1 protein-coding gene (cut by a window edge) is annotated in these 20,879 nt (G+C 69.9%); it reads left to right on the top strand.

What is annotated here, in order from left to right; all coding sequences use genetic code 11:
- Window positions 1–20,879, top strand: the 3' portion of a protein-coding gene (locus ACYVF6_RS16760) for a glycosyltransferase (protein ID WP_460522172.1). The gene continues 7,126 nt to the left of window position 1, outside the view; the window shows 20,879 of its 28,005 coding nt (coding positions 7,127–28,005); the start codon falls outside the window, past its left edge; its stop codon occupies window positions 20,877–20,879.

Below are 20,879 nucleotides of genomic sequence, written 5' to 3'. Positions count from 1 at the left end.
CTCTGGTCCTGGCCGGCGACGGGACGGCGCTACGGTTCCCGTGGTCTCCGGGCGGTGACCACAGCCACTTCCGATCGACCTTCGACGGACAGGCCGACACGTTCGCCAGGAGCGGTGCGGCCGCACTCGCCGGCGAGGCTCCGGCCGACCATGCGCTGCGGCGCGCGCTCGAAACGCCAAGCCGGCTTGCCGATGCCATCCCCGGCGTACAGACGGTCGAGCTGGTCGGCGAAGGACTGCTGCGGGTCACGACAAAGGATCAGCGGAAGTTCCTGATCGCCGTCAAGCGCGGCGAGCTGCCGGACCTGCTCGCGGAGACCCAGCGCGTTGAAGTCACCGACGAGCTGATCTTCGCCACGACGATCGCGACGCAGGACCAGGCCGAGGCCGACCGCGTCGACCTGCTCATGGACGGGTCGATCAACGACCAGCTCGACGTCGACCTGTGCATGGCGGTGACCGCCGAGGAGATCGCGGTGATCGCCGATCTGGTGGACACGGTCACGCCGGTGACCGAGGCCGTGGAAGCGGTGCAGGCGGTTCTGGGCCGGCAGGGACTGGACGAGGCGAGCCGGACCGAGGTCGAAGGTGTGCTGGCCGGTGCGCGCGAGGCGATCCGGACCCGCGTGCCGGCGGCGCTCCTGGCCGTCGCCGGCGAGCTGGACAAGGCCCTGCCGGAGAATCGGTTCGGCGAGCTCGACATCCTGGCCGTGGAGCTGCGGAACGCCGCCGGCCGGTTCGGCGATCAGCCGGCGCTGCGTCCTGGCTTCGACGTACCGTCCAGGCTCGGACCGCAGGACGTGCGGACGATCACGGCGATCCTCGTCCGCCATCAGCGGGTGGAGGAGTCGCCGGCCGGGCTGGACGGCCGGAACCAGTGGCAGGTGAGACGGTCACGCGTCCGCCGGCTGCGGGACACGCTCTCCGCGGCCGGGCTCGGCGAGAGCATGCTCCACCGCGACGAGCGGTTCGCGCTCCTCTCCGCCGCAGGGCTCGATCAGGTCGTCGACGTGGCCAGGGACTCCGGGGACAAGCCAGGGCTGGCCGCCAAGCTCCCACTGACCGTGGATCGCCGGTGGGTCGTGAAGACCATGCTCGGCCTGGCCGGCGCGGTAGGCGTGACACGCATCGAGCAGGACGGCGATGTGTTCCTGCTGTCGCTGGAGGACGGCTCGTCGTTCACCGTCGCCGTCCTACTGGACGGCGCGGACGTTCCCGCGGAGCGGCCCGACGCCGACCTGGTGGTGTGGCTCGAGTCGCCGCTCGAGGCCGGCGGTGCCCGCAAGGAGTTGGCCGCTCGCCTCCGCCGGCTGGTCCAGGCGTACCGGACGGCGAAGGCGGCCGGGCCGGTCGACGGGACGTTCGCCCGCATGGTGGAGCTCGCCGGGGAGCACGAGCCGGCCTTGCTCACCCCGCGGAAGCTGGGCGGGTTGGTGCGGAACAATCCCGCCTTCGCGCTCGACGATCACGCGGTGGTCGGATGGTTGCGCGCCTTCCGGGAGGATCACCCGGCACCCAACCTCCGCGAGCAGCGGACGCTGCGTGAGTTCCTCTACGAGAAGGGTTTGCTGGCCAGCAGTCCCGACTACGACATCAAGCGGGACGCGCTGAAGGACGTGGACCCCGAGATCGCGACGTACATCGCGAAGCACAACAAGGTTCGGGTGACACCGATGCGCCTGCTCAACGAGGCGGGCGCCGACGTCGGTCGCGAGGCGATCCCGGACTTCGACGACAGCAACCTCCCGGAGCTGGTCCGCTGGCTGGCGAAACGGGGGCTGCCGGTCACCCTGGCCGCCGACGGCAGGACCGTCCAGGTGGACGATCCCGCAGGCGCCATCGAGGTCACCTTCGGGCACGACGACGGGCTTGCTCCCGGGCATGTCCAGCTGGCGCAGGGTGAGACCGCCCGCTCCTACGTCGGCTTGCTGCCGTCGGGCATCGACGAGTACTGGGGCGAGCAGGGGGCGATCCATCTCCTGTACGAAGTCGTCGCACAGCACACAAGCGATCCGGACGCGATTCGGACGATTCAACAGAGCAGCGTGGAGGCGATCCTCGCCCGCATCGATCACCAGCTCGCGACGGCCCCGGACCGGCATGCCCGGCGCCTGCTGCAGGGTGTCCGTACCGCGTACCTGGCCCAGCTGTCTCTCGGGCAGGTCGATCTCGGCACGCTGCCGGGCGTTTCCAGGCGGGACCAGAAGCGGGCGCGGAAGATGGCCAGGAAGCTGGCCACGGACGTGGAGCAGAAGTACCGCGAGGCCATCGGGCGGCACGAGCCTCCACCAACGCGCGTCCCGCGCATGGGCAAGTACCAGACCACCACGATCATGGATCAGGGCGGAATCGGCCTGGTCAACGCCGGAATCGGTGTGCAGTTCAGCGGAGACACGCCCGCCTATGCGAGCCTTGCGGTCTGGTTCGCTCTTGCCCAGGCGTGGTCGTACGCGGTCAACTACGAGCGCACCGATGCCGGGGCCGAGGTCCATGAGCGCGCCCAGATCGAGAGCAGTACAGCCGAACAGGCCCAGCAGGCCGACCAACTGGCCGCGACCGTGGAAGCCGAGCTTCGCAAGACGCTGGAACCGCTGCTCGGAAACCTGCTCGCCTCCGCCGCCCCGCCGTCCGCCGCCGCGGGTCGAGAGGTCTGGTCGACCCGCGCTCACGACCTGGCCGTGGGAACGACGTCGTTCAAGTACCAGCTGGCGGCGAACATCCGGCTGGCCTCCTGGACGGCGGCTCAGTCGGTCGTCCACGTGGGCATTGTGAACCACCTGCCGGGGCTCGCCATCACCGGTGCCGCCACAGCGGTCGCGCAGCTGTTCCTGAAGACCGCCGCCGACCGGTTGATGGTCAGTGCCAAGGTCGCGAACCGGGTCGGGCTGGCCGCCTTCGAGGAGGCCACTGAGCTACGCCAGCGGCGACACGAGCAGGAAGTCCTGGGTCGCCGGCTCGTCGCCGCGGTGTCCGAGCTGGCCGAGCGGGCCGGCACCCCGGTGCCGTCGGGCAAGCTACAGGACACCCGGCGCGAGCTCGCGGACTACCGATGGAGCCGACCGGTCGCGACCCGTCGCCCGAACATCGCTCCGGGCTATCAGCAGGTCCTCCGGGTCCGGCTCCTGGACCGGTTCGCGCCGAACCTGTTCGGTGCCGTGGCCGGCGTGACCCCGCTGGCCGGCGACCCGGTCGCGGCCGCCCTGCAGCTGGGGTCCGGCATCGTGAACACGTGGATGGGCGCGGGAATCGACGCCTACTACAACAACCGTGCCGAGCACGCCATGTTCCGCGTGGCCAACCAGCGCAACGACGCGGCGGAGGCAACGAGCCGGCAGCACCTCGATGCCGACCTCCGCGAGTTCTTCGAAGCCTTGTGGTCGGCGTCGATGGCCGACGTAGGTACGCCGGACGTCCCGAGGCAGCGAGTTCCTGGCGAGCCGTTGCAGAGCGACCTGGTACTGCCCTCGCCACCTGCCTCCGCCATGCCGACCAAGTGGCTGGCGTTCGGGATGACCGGGCTGCTGCCCGCGATCGTCGAGCCGTTGGTGCAGGCGGCGCTGGGAGTCGCGGCCGCCGAGCTCATCCTGGGGGAGAGCGCCTGGCACAAGATCGGCGTCGCCGGGGCCCAGACCGCGGTCGGCAGCATCGCCGGACCGGCGGGCATGTGGTTCCTCAACCAGGAACGGCAGAGGCTCCAGGCGCTGCAGGAGTTCTACCGCCAGCTCATCCGGCAGGTGCTGGCCGACATTGCCCACAAGCGCGCCATCGAGAGCCTCAGAAACGCTGATGACTCTGATGACGATAACGACGGTGACGACGGCATGCCGGTGGCGGGCGGCCCAACGTCGTCGACAGAGGTGTCGCCCGAGGACGAGGTGACGATCGAGGACATCCAGCTGTACGTCGAGTACGTACGCCAGTGGTTCCGGACCCGCAACATCAACCTCACCGACGCCGAGATCGAGGCCATCACCGCCGACCTCAGCAAATCAGACATCAGAGCGCGGCCGGCACTCACAGCGGACGAAGCGGCCGAGCTGGCAACCGCGGTGGAACAGCTGCGCGTTTCGCAAGCCCGTTTCGAACTGAACGCCGGCGACACCAGCGTGCTGGAGGAGGCGACCCGGGCCGCCTCCGATCTGGTCCGGCTCGTTGCCAGGCTGAGCCGGGACACCGAGCGGGATCCGCGGATGCCAGGACCGGCCTGGCAGCAGCGGAGCGTCGAGGCACTGGTGCCGCGCGACAGGGCAGGGAACTATCGGAAGTTCACCAACGCGGACGGCTGGGGACCTGCTGTCAACTACGGCTTGCCCTGGCGTGACCGCAACTGTGCCCCGACGGCGATCGCACACGTGAAGACGAGGTACGGCAGGCCGACGGCCGCCGCTCCACCGGTCGGCCGCGACGGGATCTCGTACGCGACCGCGGACATCGAGGAGGAGTTCGACGGCTCGTTCCAGGAACTTCCCACCCTGGAACGACTCGAAGCCGCGCTGACGTCGGCAGGCCATGGCGCGACCGCTTTCCTCGTCTACCGGCATGCGGACAGCAGGCGCGGCCACGTCGTCGTCGTGGAGAACAACGACGGCGTCATCTCCTACTACGACTGGGAACAGGGAGGCCGGCTCCCCGGCCGGCCCGACCTCACCGGGACGATCAACCTCAACGCGTTCGCCCTCGACAGCGAAGAGAACGCCGTGCCGATCACCGATGCCGCGGGCAAGATCCTGCCGCGCGGCATCTACAACCTGCGCCCACCCACCGCCGCCTACACGCCCGAGCCGGCCGAGCGGCTCAAGTGGCTCGAGGACCTCGCCATCGCACTCGGCCGCCCCGCCCGCCTCACACTGATGCACGGCGCCTGGGAGACCTCGATCAAATGGCTGGGTGAGCTGGTTGGCGGGATGGGCAGCGTCCTGATGGGGCTGGTGCCGACACAGGTCAAGCTCGGGCACACCGTGTACCACGTGACCCGGCTGCCGTTCGGCTACGAGCTCACTCCGGACAAGTACCAGCTCACTCCCGACGGGATAGTGGAGGAACAGGCTCAGGGCGTCCAGTTGCTCCTGATCCGGCCGCCGGCCGGGTTCCAGACCGAGGAGGAGCGGGTTGCTCAGGAGGTGGCCTGGTCCTGGGCGGCGAGCGAGCAGGCTGCCTCGGACTACCGCAGACATCTGGAGGAGCATCCCGAAGCGCGTCCGGACGTCATCCATCTGCACGACGAGTGGATGACACCGGCGTTCCTCGACATCGCCGACGAGCTCGGTATCCCGACCGTGCTGACCATCCACGCGACAGAGGCCGGTCGCAAGGGCGGGAAGTTCGACGAACGCTCGCAGGGCATCCATGCGCTGGAGTGGGAGCTCGTGCGCCGCGTCGACCACATCATCGTCAACTCGCCCGCCATGCGCGACGAGGTGGCCGCGCTGTTCGCGGTGCCGACGAACCGGGTCACCGTGGTTCCCAACGGCGTGGACCTGAGCGAATGGCTGGAGCCGGTGGCCGAGCTGGTCGGCCGGGACGTCAGCACGCAACGTGCGGAGTGGAACGCGCAGGCACCGCCGGACCTGCAGCTGCCAACCGACGCGCCGGTGCTGTTCTTCCTCGGCAGGCTCGCCGAGGAGAAGGGCGTCCAGGACATCATCGAGGCACTGCAGGACATCCAGGTGGAGCATCCGGGCACGACGGTCGTTCTCGCCGGCGATGGAGTCCACCGGCAGGCACTGGAGGAGAGGGTCGCCGAGCTCGGACTCAGCGACCACGTGCGGTTCGTCGGCAAGGACATCCCGCGCGACGGCACGCTGCAGCGGCTCGCGATGGCCGCCGACGTGGCGATCATGCCGAGCCGCTACGAACCGTTCGGAGTCGTCGGCCTGGAGCTGATGGCGCTCGGCGTGCCGCTGGTGACGTCGGATGTCATCGGCTATGTCGAGGACGGGCGGAACGGGCTGCGCTTCCCCGCCACGAACGTACGACGGCTCGCCGAGCAGGTCGACAGGATTCTCCGCGACCCGGAGCTTCGTGACGACCTCGCGGCCCGGGGACGCGACACCGCGAACTCGGACACGTACAAGTGGAAGAACATCGCCCAGCAGACCGCCGACGTCTACCGCGGCGTGAAGCGGCACGTTCGGCGCGATCCCGGCGAGGCATGGCGGCCCGATCAGAACGCGCTCAACCATGTGCTGGTGCGGGTCACCCGAGCCGATCACGCGTACGAGCAGCTCCGCATCCGGCTGGCCGACGGGCGGGAACTCGATCCGGAGGTCGATGCCGAGGGCGCATACTGGCACGTCCCGTTCGGCGAGAACGACACCCAGGCGGCTGTTGAGATCTACCGCGACGGCGAGCCGCTGTACCAGGGCACGGTCGAGGTCACGCCCGGCCAGACCCGAAACCACCTCCGCCTCGGCGACGACCCACCGGCCGCCCCTGCCAAACGTCCCAACCCTGTCGAGGAGTTGCCGCTCGCCGGCACCGAGTCCGATCCGCCGTCTGACCTGCCACAGCCGTCCGACCAGCCGGACGAGCCGTCGCGGATCCCGGTCGCGGGCATCGTACATACACCGGAGCGGGTGCGAGCGGCGACTTATCAGGCACTTCCGCCCGGCGCGCCGCCTGGGGCGAAGCTCGTCAGCTTGCAGGAGCCGAATGTCCCGACCGAGGATTTCGGCGGCGCACGCGACCTGAACGGCGTCCTGCCCGGGCCGTACAGCAAACTCGAGGAGCTCCTGGTCGCGGCGGCCGCCGTGAAGTACCTTCCCGACGAGTTCGACCAGGTCATCCAGCGGAGCAACGGCGAGATCCGCGTCAGCGGGCACCTTGTGCGTGAACCGACCGAGGACGATCCGTTCTTCCGTTCCACCGGGTTCACGGTCCATCCGATCACCGACGAGATCCTGGTCGACGAACAAGGCCGGCCATTGGGTGTTCAGGTGGGCGACGACGCGGACGAGCGGGTCGCCTTCCTGGTGGCCCTGTGGGAGAAACCACGGCTGTTCCGCAGGCTCGAGCAGGCAGCCGGGAAGGAGGACTCTCCTGCCGCGCCGAGTGAGAACGCTGAGGATGCCGCAGGTCTGGCCCGGCTCGTGACAGAGATGACCGGCAGGGCGGCGACGTCTCGCCGACTGCCTCGGCGGGATGGCGAGTTGGACGTCGCCGAGATGATGGCCGGGTTCCGCAGGCTGCGCGAGTCGGGCTGCCCGATCTTCCTACGGACTCGTTCCAGCGCGCGAGCGCCTCTTGTTTCCGGGCTGGAGCCGGAGCAGTGGTTCCTGGTCGTTGGACTCGGTGACGAATCGTTCCAGCTGTACGACCCGCGAAGCGATCTCCCTCACTTCGTACCGATCGATCAGTTCGAGCAAGATTTCTACGACTCACAAGGCGATCCGGCGGACAACGGCTACGTCACCACCGCGCCCGGTCGGGGCCGGGCGGCTGTCGAGCCGCCGACCAGCGGTGTACCCCTGCATGCCGAGGCCGGAACTGGTGACCCGATTCCGCCCGGCTGGAGGCGGGAGTCGCTCGACGGCATGGACGTGGACCTCGAGACCGGTCGGCTCGTTCCTGCCGGTGAGGGCGAGCCGATCTGGTTGCACGACGAGCTCGCCGATCCGAACGACGTGCTGCCCAGCGACCGGCTGGGGGCACTTGCCGAAGCCAGACCAGACCTCGGCCCAGAGCTCAGGCGCCTGCACGAGGCTGACCTGACCGTGATGGCGGCCGCGGCGTCGGCTGCTCCACACAGGTTGCAGCAGGTCTTGTTCCGCGACCCCCTAGGTCAGGTCTGGGTGACGCTGCACCAAACCGCCTGGCCATCAGGTGACGATCGAATCGTCCGCGTCACTGGCGAGCTGCCGCAAGCAGCGATCGACTACGCGCTGCTGGTCGACGAGGACAACGTTCCGGTCGCGGCCCGCATCTGGAAGTCGACCTGGCCGGCGGTGTTGGCGAACATGTTCCTGACGTCGAGGTTGTTGCTGGCCGCGTACCCGCCCGAACAGGCCGACGGGCAGGACCCCGTCCCCATGCTGCTGCGCGAGTGGGAGCGCGAGGCGAGTCCCCTCGGGCGCGCCCAGCTCCTCGCCCGGCTGATCGGTACCGACACCGTCGTCAGGCCCTTCCCTCTCACGCGCGATGGCCAACTCGATGTTGACGAGCTGGTGGGGGAGTTCGAGGCGGCGCGCGAGTCGGGCCGGCCGATCCTGGTCCGGACCCGTACAGAGCAAGGGGTATCGGAGTGGGTCGAGGTCGTCGATGTCGGCGCCCGGTCGCTGGTGATCTCCAGCCCGAGCCTGGGCATCTGGAGCATCGCGAGCGACGACTTCGGGGCGCGGTTCTTCACGCCGAGCGGTTCCGAGTCCGACAACTGCTACGTCACGACGGTGCCCGGCGGCGACCTCGAGTCGATCGACGCTCACCCGTCCGAGCCGGATGACGATGCGACACCCGGACCGTTCGGATCGGATGACGCGAACGTCTGGCCGGAGCAGCCCGAAGCCGACGGCTGGTTGCGCGGCCAGGAGATGTGGGCTCCTCAGGAGCCCGAGGCGACCGGGCGCTACGCGGCCCATGAGGCGCACTGGCGCATGGTGTCCGCGGGCGAGCGTTCGGTCGATCCGTTGACCGGACGCCTGGTGCCAGTCGGAGACGGCAACCGGATCCTGCCGTTCGCCGGTCCACCCAAACCCACCGACGTGGTGGGCGGTTACGACTCGAGGCACAACCCGGCCCTCGCTGTCTGGGCCGCATGCGCCGAGAAAGTGGGGCCGAACCAGATTCAGGTGTGGCCACACGGCCACTACCTCGTGTTGCAGTCTGACGTCGAGCCGCCGTCCGAGAGCGATCCGGTATGGCGGCCCACCGGAGCCCCGAGGCCGATCCTGCTCTCCGACCGGGTTCCGGTCGACGAGCACGACGTTCCAATCGACGTGCGCGTGTCGCCCGAGGGCGCGTCGTGGCCGGTGCTGCTGCGGAAGGCCGACGCCGTCGAGGACCAGCGGATGCCGCCTGGGATGCGGAGTCTGACGGACAACATGTGGCGAGCGTTGAAGCCTTTCGTCGACAGGCAGCGCGACGATGTGAACCTGCCGCCCGCACCCGAGCGGGCGCCGACCGGGTACGACCGTCACGAGATGCCGCTGCCGCCAGGTGGGCACGCGCGGCTGATGGCTCAGACGACCGGTGAGCCGAGCGTTGTTCGGTCGCTGCCGTGCCTCGACGCCGGCCCGGCGGAAGCGGCGCAAGCGGTGCTGGCCGAGTTCGCCGAGGCACGCGCCGGCGGGCGCCCGATCGTGGTCAGGTCCCGCTGGGCGACCCCAGGTGAGCCGGCCTTCTCGCATGGCCTGGCGGAATGGCGCGACTACGCGGTCACCGAGGTCCGAGGCGATGTCCTTGTCCTGTACGACACGTACGACGGGTACCTGCATGTGCCGGTGGACGCCTTTCTGACGTACTTCCTCTACGACAGGTCGGCTGAGGATGCGTGCTACGTCACCACCGTCCCGGATGCCGCGACGGCGGCGGGACAGCCAAGCGATCCCGGCGGGGTGGCTGCCCCGAATCCGGCCGATGCCGACCGAGCCACCGACCAGGCCGACCAGGGCCAGCAGAACCACGACGGGAGCCGAAACACCGACGACGATGGACCGGTCGCGTTCCTGTTCCACGCCGTAGGGCCCGACCAGCCGGCGCACCCGGCCCCGGGCGAGGCGGTCTACCGGCTCAACGGCGAGCCGGACCTCGCGTACGAAGAACGCGCGGCCCTCGTCCGGCAGGCCCGTCAGCAGTTCCCGACGTTCGCGGGGCGGCACGCCGAGCTCGAGGCCGAATGGCGCGACAGTCACGAGCAGGGCCGGCGGGTCGAGGTCACCATGCAGCCGACCTCCAACGGGACCTCCCTGACCTACCGGATCCTCGGACAGGACGGGAAGGAGCTCCCCGGCCGGTCCGGCCGGCTGCGCTTCACCGTGTCCGGACACACCGAGCGCGGCATCGACGGCCGGCTGAACCGACGGCAGCTGCGGCTGGCCGGACCGGTCACCGCGAACGAGCTGACACCCGCCAAGCTGGCCATGCCGGGCACGAAGGCCGCCCGGCAGGCTCTGCGAAGGATCGTGGACCAGGTACTCGCGGCCCGGCGCCGCGGCCTGGACGTCACCGTGACCGTGGAGCGACGGCCAGGCGGCCTGCGATGGATCGGGTACGAGATCCACCGCCCGGACGGGACGCTCGACGACGCATCGGCTGCCGGTCCGGTGCCACAGCCCGCCCCACGCTCCGATCCGGCGAACCCCGGCCATCGCCACCCCTTCCGCCCGAACGCCCTCACTTCGCGGGACCACTCGCTCAGCGGCCGGTTCCATGCCGGGGGCACGCGTTACTGGGGCGACAACCTGATCACCCGCGTACCCGGCCCGGGCGGTCAGGTCGATGAGGTCGAGGCGACCATTCGCGAACGGCACGACCCCGACGGCCTGCCGGGCCGAGTCCTGACCCGGGCCCGAGCACTGCGGCGAGCCCTGGGACTACGGGATGCGGGTTCGTGGATCCATCCGCTCGGCGGCTTCCACAACCTGCTGCCGTCGGGAGTCACGGTCGACGCGGACAGCCCGCAAGTGACCACGCTGCTGTGGGAGCTGGAAGCGCTGGTCCGGGCCGGTCACACGCTGACGATCAACACCCAGCGGGACCCGCGGAACGACAAGGTGCGGTTGACCTACACCGCCACAGCCCTTGACGGCAGCCAAGCCGACTCGGTCACGGTCGAGCTCGGCACCACGCCGGCACCCAACACCACTGGGACCTACGTCATCGCCGGCGAGTTCTCCGGCGGCCGGTCCAGCGATGACCAGCCGTTCCACCTCACGTGGGGTCGATTCTCGAAGCAGGGCGTGGTCCTGCGCACGATCCTGCCGGAGATGTCGCAGGAGGCCAGGCAGCGCCAGCAGGGGGAGGCACAGTCACCGCTCGGCTCCCGGCTGTTCCAGGGCGGAGTAGCGCGGACCATCCGGCACAACGTGGACTGGTCAGGGTACGAGGCCGTCGAGCAGAGCTGGATCGAGGCGATCGAGAACGGGCACGAGGTCTCGCTCAGCTGGGAGCGGATCACTGACACCAAGGGCAATCGGATCCAGATCGACTACCGGATCATCGACCACTTCACCGGAACGACGCACGCGCAGGACAGCCGTGAGTTCGCGGTGCTGCCGACGCCGGTGGCGAAGACGCCGCAACCTGGCCTTTCGCCTACACCACCTGAGAACGTCGTCAACTGGCCCTCCGCCGATCAGAGCCGGCAGCGAGTGATCCAGGCACGGCTGCACGAGCTCGTTTCGACGCCGAGGGCGCGCGTTCCGCGCAAGAACTTCCGGCTGCTCCCGCCGTGGGCCTACGCCGAGGCGGGCACCGACCCGCGCAACTGGGCGAGGATCGACAAGGACCTCGCGCTCGGTCCGTGGCGTCAGATGTGGAACGAATGGCACAGCGCCATCCACGCCGGCCAGTCGGTCAACGTGGCGATCGCCGTTCATCCGGAGGACCGTCCCGGCAAGGACCCCGCCACGGAGCCGCCAAGGGCGTTCACGGTGACCTACACCGTCTTCGGCCAGGACGGTACGCCGATCCAGACGTACACCCAGCGGTTCGCGAACCAGGCGGGCCAGACGTTCGATCCCACGCCGGTCGGAGTTCCTGCGCCCCTGGCCGATCCGTCGGGCGGCTGGTTCGATCCGGCGCCCGGCCGGGTCGGTGCGCAGCATGCCGCCTTCCACGATCCCGACACCGGTATGCCGCTACCGGGCCGGTCGCCGATGTCCGGCAGCGAGTCGGCGACCAGGCAGGCGCTGCTCGACGGCCTGCGCAATCCGGACGTGTGGAACGCCGCCGCGGTCGACCGTGTCGATCTGCCGGCGTCGGGCCCAGAATCGGGCCCAGAATCAGGCACAGAACCAGGTGCGGTGCAGGAAGCGATCGTCCGTCCGCAGGACCCGAACCGCCCTCCGACCCGGCTGATCGCGACCGTCGGCAAGACCCAGGACGGGCAGTCGATGGAGATCGTCGTCGACCGGCAGCAGCGCACGATCCACGTCACCGTGTCCGAGCGGCTGCCCGCCAGGACCCGCGAGCTCGTTGTCAACCGCAACTTGGCGTACGTCCTGGCCGTCGCGGCCGGCTACGACTTTCGGGCCGCCTACCGGTCGGACGTGCTCGGCCAGTCGTCCGACCCGCGCGCGGCACTCGACCTGTCCACGCGCGACCGCGCCCGGATCGCGACCGTACGTTTCCTCGCCGGGCAGCCGGGCCGGACAGCCCGCCGGCTGCTGCGGGAGACGCTCCTCGACATGGGAGTGCGGCGGGGACAGCGGGACGCGGAATGGCGGCTCGCCCTGCTGAACGCCGACGAGCAGCTGTCCCAAGCCGACAAGGATCTGATCAGGGATCTGCGGGAGCGGCTTCCGGCGGCCCAGGATCTCCGTGCCCAACGGCGCCTGTACTTCATCAAGCGGCCGGCGCGGGGCGCCCTGACAGCGTTGGCGCCGGCGCTGATCGTCGGGTTCATCACCGGAAACCCGACGACGAGTGCCATCACCGCGATCCCCACGCTCGCGCACCTGGGCACGCAAGCCGCGATGGAACGCCGGGCCGACGAGGGTCGGCCTGGTAGCACTTCGAAGGCGGTGGGGCCGAAGCCGAGCAGCCGGCTGGGCGAGCTCCTGCAGGGCCAGACCGACGACGAGACGGCCGCCAAGTCCAGCTTCTGGAAGCCGCTGCCGCGCCTCTACGCGAAATGGGCCCCGACCGGAGTCGTCGGCGCGGGTACGACCGCGGGTGTCGACGCGGTCAACGACTGGCTCGTGTCCGTACTGCCGGGCGTGTTCCCGGCCGCGCCGCAAACCCTGTACTACATCATGTACGGCCTCTACGGCTGGGTGGCGGTCATCAATCCGGTGGCCGAGCGGTACGTCCAGTGGAGGCGGGACCGGGCCAGGTTCAAGCTCCTCGACGCGCTGGTCCGGAACGAGGATCTCCAGTCCGGCCGTTATGAGAACCAGCTGCTCCGGTTCTTCCTCAAAGGGCTCGAGGGCATCCAGAACGCCACACAGGAAGACCTGCTGCCGGAGATCTCCGGCGCGTTGTCCGAGCTGCTGGCCGAGCAGCCGGGCAAGCCGCCGAAGCCGATCCAGCTCTCGAAGCCGACCGAGCCCTACGATGTCGGGCCGACGTTTCGGGTGGCCGGCGGCGTCTCGAGCCAGGCCGCTGTCGCGGAACTGATCCAGCTTCTCAACTTCTTCGGCGAGATGCGCTGGCAGCCGCACCAGATCAAGCGTGACGGCGACATCGCCGCGTTCGACACCCGTCAGCGCCTCCAGGAGAGCGACACGGTACTGGCCAGGAAAGTGGCGCCGCTGCTGGACAAGTGGGCTCGCCTGGTTCGTGACGCCGGAGTCAGTCCGGCACCGCGCCCGGGTTCCCTGCCGGTGTCCTCCGATCCCAGGCCGAGCCCGGACGTCCCGACCCCGTACTTCGCGTGGTACGCGACCGGGCCGCTCGCGGCCGGCAGCGCGGCGTACCCCGTAGTGGCCGGCCCGCTGGCGCCCTGGCTGCTCAGCCTGGGCCTCGATCCCAACGTGCTCACGCTCGCCCTGCTGGCGGGGGCGGGTGCGACGCTGTTGGCCCAGCCGGCGACGAAGTGGTATTACAAGCGCTCCCAGCGCAGGATCGCGGACGAGTCGCAGCGTGCGCAGGGCTCTTACGCGGTCGAATGGGATCGGGTCTACGAGAGCCTCGCGGTGGCCGACTACCTCGTGGACCTGGCACGCCAGCGGCAGCAGGCTGCCAGGCGGGGCGCCACCGACTGGACGTTCCAGCCCGGCAAGCTCTACACCGACGGCAACCTGGATACCGGCAAGGTCCGGGCGGCGGTCCGGCAGGCCCAGGTCGCCGAGGCCGTCGCGGCGACCAGCGACCAGCCCTCCGACGACCTGGCAAGACAACGCGCCGACCGGCACCGGCAGCTGCAGTGGATCGAGCGGCTTGCCGACGGCCTGGACAACCTCACCGCCATCGCGGACCCAGGCAACCCCGCCGACGCGCACGTGCTGCAGGTGGCCCGGGACGGTCTCCAGCACGCGATCGACCGGTTCCAGGCGATGCCGGTACCGGGCACCACCCCACCGGTCCTGCCCGCGCATGTAGCCGAGGATCCGTTCGATGGCCGGCATGCGCCGGACCAGTGGCCCAGCCGGCTGCAGCTCGGAGTCGAGCTGGCGAGGCAACGGTTGTCCGCCGCTCCGTCGCAGGCCAAGCTCAGGGAACAACTGGTCCTGCTGGAGCGGACCGAACGCGCCCTCGACGTCGAGCGGCGCGCCCGGAGGCTCGCCGAGCGGACGGGCGACCGGAAGCCGTTGGACCTGGCGGCCGCCGAGCTGGACGAGCTGATCACGGCGTACAACGAACTGCTGGCCGGGCTGCGGATTCCGGGAGCCCTGCCGACCCGGCCGGAGAGCACTCCGCTGTCGGATGAGCTGCCGGAGCTGCCGGTTGACATGGCGGTAGTGCGGTGGCTCGCCGGCCGGGCCGGCCTGGGCCAGCGGCTGGCCGCCGTCAACACCGAACTCGTCACGAGTGCCGACCCTGACAAGCTGGGAGTGCTCACAGCGCACAACGCCTCCGGTGCCACGCCGACAGAGGACGAAGGGAACGTGATCTGGCTCGGCCCGGGCGCGTTCACCACGATCGAACGGCTGCTGGTGACCCTGGCGGAAGAGCTCAGGCACACCGAGCAGCTCAGGGTCGGCCGCGTGCCGCTGAACTCCCGGGCGGCGGACGTGCTCGAGGCGGACGCGAGTGCCTTCGTCAACGCCATCCTGCGGCGGTTCCACGGCCGGCAGGCGATGGTCCCCGCTTTGCCTTCCGCGTATGCGGTTGCCAAGGCGAACCAGGCCGGGGCCAGCCAGTCCGGCGGCGTGGAGTTCCTGTTCCATTCCGAGGAGCCAAACGGACAAGGAGATCCCGGTGATCCGGTTCGAGATAGTGAGAGTCGACGACATTCCGGCCCGAGCCGGGATCCTGTTGACGGGACGGGAACAGGAGGGGATGGTCACGGTCGGCACGACCCTGCTGGACGAGCCGACGGGCAACCGGTGGGAAGTGCAGGCGCTGGAGTTTCCGACGCCATGGACCAGGCAGGAACGACTGACGATCCTGCGGGTGGCCAGGACGGGAGCCGAGCCGCCGGCACCGGGAACGCTGCTGATGGCCTGACCCCCGCCGGCGCCCGGCCGGAGCTGTTCGTCAGCCTCGATCCGGCCGGACACCAGGGTCCGGTCAGCTCCTACCAGGTCACGGCGTCGCCGGACGCGGGGACGCGGGACGCCACGAGGCTGGCCCGGGCCTGGCGCGCCGCGATGCGGGACGAAGCCGTGCTGCGGGCCGCCGGAGTAGAGATCGACGCGCAGCCGGTGCACGAGGACACCGCCGATGGGTACGGAGTCGTGCCCGACCCGGACGAGGGCGAACCGTTCCTCCTGAGCATCGACGTGCGCTCCGAGTCCTTGCTCAACGAGGGAGAGCGCGGCGTAGAGCAGCATCACTCGATCCTCCGGCTGCACTCCCCACACCGCGGCGCCACGCTCTTCGTCTCGCGGGACACCCCACCGGAGGCGGTGCCCGCGTTGCTGGCGGAGGTACTGGCAGCACTGAAGGGCGACCGCGCCGGCGGGCCGGATGCCGCCGCTGCCGAGGCCGCCAGGCAGCGGCTGGAGGAGCTCGTTGTCGAAGCGCAGCAGCCCGATCCGGCCGTGGAGCTGTGGGAACGCTTCAACTTCGACGGCACGCGACAGTTCGGCCAGAACCGCGTCACCCGGAGGGGAGCGAAAGGGTTGGCGTATGTCCCGGCGGGTGGGCGAGTCGTCGATGCGGTGCTCAGTTACATGCTGGCGAGGCCGTCCGGCGTCGAGCTGGAACGGGTCAGGGCGGCCGCCTCGGCGATGGGGACTCCGGTCGACGACGACGGCCTGCCGCTGGGGTGGGAGCTCTTCCCGGGCGGCGTGGCCAACCTGCCCCACAACCTGCCGATCGATCCGATCGAGCTCGGCTTCGCACTGAACGAGGTGCGGATCCTGCTCGGCCTCGGCTGGACGGTGTTCGTCACGTTCTCGCGGGTTGCCGGGCCGGACGGCACGTTCGACGACGGCGGACGGCTGCAGCTGGTCGTACGCACGGTCGATCACCGGGGCGAGCGGACCGCCGGCGAGTGGACCATATCGGCTGGTCCCGTACGCCTGGGCCCACCGGAGCGGTCGGGCGGCGCGACGCCCGGCCCGGTCGACCTTCCCGCCGAGTGGTCGGACTGGCTGGCCGGCCACGACCCGGTGCCCGCTGCGATCGCCGACATCGAGGCGGCGCTCGCCGCCCAGGCCGAGGAGAACACGGAGAACACACCGGACGAGGACACCGGTGACTCCGAGGCAGCCGCCGAGCCGGTCGTACCCGGAGACGACCGGTGGGACGGCTACCAGGTGATCAGACTGGCCGGCCCGGACGGGACCGTCCACGTGGTGACGATGACGGTGACCAGGCCCGACCAGCTCGAAGCTGTGGCGGCGCTGCTGCCGCGGGGCGTCGAGGTGGATCCCGGCGCGCTGGAGTCAGTCCTGGCCACCGTGCAGGTCGCGCTCCAGGCCGGTGAGACCGTGCACCTGGAGCTCTCGCGGTACTACCCACCTGGTTCCGACCAGTACGCCGGTGGCCGGCTGCGCGTGTTCGAGGAGCACCCGATGTCACCCGGCGCCGGCCGCGTCATGGTGCTCGACACCGGACCGTGGTTCTCCCCGCCGGAGCCGTTGGCGGGGTCGCCACCGGCGAACACGGTGAGCCTGACCGATCCGGCGCAGACTTACGTGCTACAGGCACACCCGGGCTTCGCGGCGGTCGAGGGTCGTCACGCCACCGCGCAGGATGCGGCCGGGTTGGTCGAGGCGTTCCTCAGGGCGCTGAACGATCCGGACGTCCAGCAGGCGGCCTCCGGTTTCCGCTCGGATGCCGGGAAGGCCAGCCGGCTGCGGAACGGCAGCTGGACCACCGTCGACGAGGTGGTGGTCAACCCCGCCGAAGCGCGGAGCTTCCGGATCCAGGTGTTCCTCGGCGAGGTGGCCGGTGTTCATCCGGCGCGGGTCGCGCTCGACCCGGAGCGGCGGATCGCCCAGGTCACGATCTCGGACGCGAACCAACCCGGGCTGATGCGCAAGCTGGCGGGGGCGTTGGCCGGCGCTCTCGCGCACGACGACTGGACGGCCGGCCCGGACGCCGGCCGCGCTCAGGAGGTGCTCGATCGGCTGGGCCACCAGGCCGCCGCGCGGAGGGCAGCGAACTGGACCGAACCGTTCGTCGACCTCGGCACCCTCGACGGGAGGGGCGGTGTCGAAGGACGGCTCTATCGGGTGACCGAACTGCCCGGCTCCGGACCGGCCCGGCCGAGGCCGGTGCCCGGTGCGCACCGGCGGCTGGAACGTAGCTATCACGAGGCAGTGCTGGCCGCTCTCGAGAACGAAGCGGTGTTGCGGGCCGCGGGTATCCGGCGGATCGAGGAGCCGACCTACGACGAGCTCCGCCGTGCGACGGAGTGGTTGGTCGTACCCGAGAACGGCGAGCCGTTCCGCATCGCGTCCGGCGCCTGGGGAGCGAGGGAGAAAGGCCTGACTGTACGGCTCCATCCCGCCACCAGGTATGTGCACACCTCGTTCAGCGAGGCCCGCCCGCCCGAACTGGCCGCCGTCGACATCGCGGGGCTACTGGCAGCGCTCGCGGCGGACTGGTCGGGTGGTCCGGACGCGGCCCGGGCGACGTATGCCAGGGTTCTGCTGTTGGCGAACTGGAACGACGGAGCGAGCCGCGAGACCCTCCGTGCTCTGCTGAGGTCGCTCGACCCCGCCCTCGTCGGCCGGATCGCCGATCTGGCCGCGGATGACCCGGCGATCCTCGGCCTCCTCCACCAGGAGCTCCTGGCGCGGCCTGTCGACGTTCCGGCGGTGACGTTCCGAAGCGACGGACCGGCCATCCCGGCAACGCCGGCGCCGGGCGAAGACTCGTCGATCCTGTGGCTCGGCCAGGACCGTCCCGTGGGCAGGCAAACGGGCCACCCCCCATTCGCCGGCCGGGTGCTCGAGGACGTCGACCGGCTGTTGCACGACTCGCGTCTCATCAACGCCGGCCTGGTCAGGTCCGCCACCTTGATCGGCCGTGCGAGAGGCGTCGCTCGCTACACGCTCGACTCCGGAGTCGACGTGGTCGTGAACGTCGACGTACCGTCCGTTGCCGGGAACTATGACGTTTCTCGCGCCGCCTGGCGTCCGGATCGCAACGAGCTCTCAGTGAAGTTCTCACCGAACGCGTCCCACAAGGAGATCCTGCAGGCACTGATACAGATCCTCGGCGAGCTGAACCTGGTGACAGCCCTCGGGCCCGAGTTGGCCGCGGTCGACCCGGGGGGCGTACGCCATCTGGCGAGGTACCACGCCCAGCTCGCGCGAGTGTGGTGGCTCTACAACGGCGACAACATCTCCAGAAAGGACGCGCGCGAAGGACTTGACCTGCTGGACGGCCTCAGGCTGTCCGGTCCGTACCAGGACGACCAGCGCAAGGCTGAGCTGTCGAGGGAGTGGCAAGGGTTCAACCTGGCCAAGCCACGTGGCAACCTGGACCTCGCCGACCGGTTCGAGGAGCGGGCCGCGCGCTCGGCACCGGCGGTCAGGCCGCGGGTGAGATCGCTGACGGAGGAGCTCTACAGCGGACCGGGCAACCAGTGGCGCTACTTCACCGGGTACCAGCCGCGCGGCAGGCTCCAGTCGATCGAGCTGACCTTGCGCGAGCTCGACGATCATTCGGTGGCGGAATTGACCAAGCTCATCGACGCCGGCATCGCGGCGTTGGGTCCTTCCCAGGCTCAGCCCTCGCCGACGCTCGCCGAGGACCTGCGGACGTTGCTCGGGCAGACCTGGCCACAGGCGCTGGCCGACGGCGCCTCTGTCGTACACGTGGTCCTGAACCGGGACACGCTCAGCTGGCGCGCGTTCGAGAGCCTGAGTCCCGATCAGCTTCAGCGGGCCGCCGCGGATCGCTCGGAGCACCACTCGATTCCGCTCACCCGACGAGACAGCCCGCCGGACTTCCGGGTGGGGGTGGGCCGGTCCTCTCACGGGGAGCGGCATGGGGTGCACGTCTCGCTCCGGCACTTGCCTGCGGAAGACGTCGTGGCCGGCGCGCGGGCGTTGGCAGAGCGCCTCGGTCTCGCGACGCCGGACGGCGACCTGCCCTTCGGATGGTGGGTGTGCCCCGACGGCTGGGTCGTCCAGCTGATCCCGCCCGGCGTAACCGTCGACGAGTCCGAGTTCGAGCAGATCATGGCGGAGGTCCGGGCGTACCTGGAGCAGGGCGCTCTCGTCCGGATCGATCTGACTCGCCCGCCTGGGTCGGACAGCGGTCGGTTGCACCTGATGGTGCGGGTGTTCGAACCGGACGGGCACGAGACGCAGCTCTACTCGAAGGAGCTGGGTGCGGGCTCCGCGAGCGTCGAGCCCAGCGAGTTCGTCTACACCCAGATCAAGGTAGAACGCAGCGACGATGGCAGCCTCGCGGTCGTCCGCGAGATCCATGGGATCGATCTGGATGACGTGACCTGGGTGCAGGCGACGCTCGACCCGGCTGCGGCGGACGTCTCGGACGGCGAGCTGACCGCTCTGCTTCCCGAAGACTGGCCTGGGCGGGACGTCTTCGGGGAGCACCTTTGGCGCATCAGGCTGCTACTCCAGGCCGGATTCCGGGTGAAGCTGAGCCTCACCCGCGCGGACTCGGCTCTCACGTACACGATCACCGATCCGGCCATCCCCACGTCGCGCGAAGGGCTCTGGCGGGTCGACGACGACCTCGGACGGGCCGCGGAGCCGGCGGAGCTGACGGACAACCAGCCCGTAGGGCACAACGAGTGGTTCGGCACCGTCCTGCACGGAATGCCCACCAGCGAGGAGCTGCGGGCGGCAGGCCCGATGGGCCCGGTGGGCAGGTACGGCGTCCCACCCGGTGTCTGGGTGGCGCCGGGCGGCCAGGTGGTGCGGCTGCTGCCGAGGACCCTTCGGATCACCCAGCGACTCTGGGACGCCTACCTCGACGAGCTCGTCCCCCGGCTCGAGCAGGGCCAGCGGGTCGCGTTCGTCGCGGGCCTGCCGCCCGCGGAGCACACCGAATCCGTGGTGGTGCGGATGGGCTCGCTGTCCCCGGACACTGAGGCATCGCCCGCCACCGGACCGTCGATCTTCGACATCCTCAACCCCGGAGCCGGCGAAAACAAGGACGAACCTGGTCCGACCGGCGACGCAGACCCGCTTCCAGAGGAAATTGCCGACGCGCTTGACAAGACCAACCCCAAGTACCGGTTTGGTGAGAGCGAGTACGCGGACAACTGTGTCGGTGTGGTCCAGGCCCACGAGCTGCGCAGGCGTGGTCTGGACGTACAGGCCGGCCCGACGGAGAAGATCATGGGGGTGGATCGTGTGGCTGGCGCCCTGGCCCGTTCGCCGATGGCGATCTCACGCATCTGGGGCAGACCGTTCACCTGGATCCCGAAGGGCGAGATTGTCGAGGCCTTCGAGCGCTACGGCGACGGCGCCCGCGGCGCAGTCCTTGTTGTCTGGACAACTGGTGGTTCGCACATCTTCAACGTCGAGAACGTCGGCGGCACAGTTCGTTTCTTCGACGCGCAGCGACGGCCGGCGGTGACCGACGCGTCCCATTACATCCTCGCTGCGGAGATGGACGTGGCATACATTCGGTGGGACGACCGGCCGACACCGGACCTGGACGAGCTTGAGCCCTACCTCGAGTGA

This window comes from Flindersiella endophytica, assembly GCF_054779015.1.
Note: the sequence above shows the minus strand (reverse complement) of the source record. Positions and strands in the feature narration are given on the sequence as shown.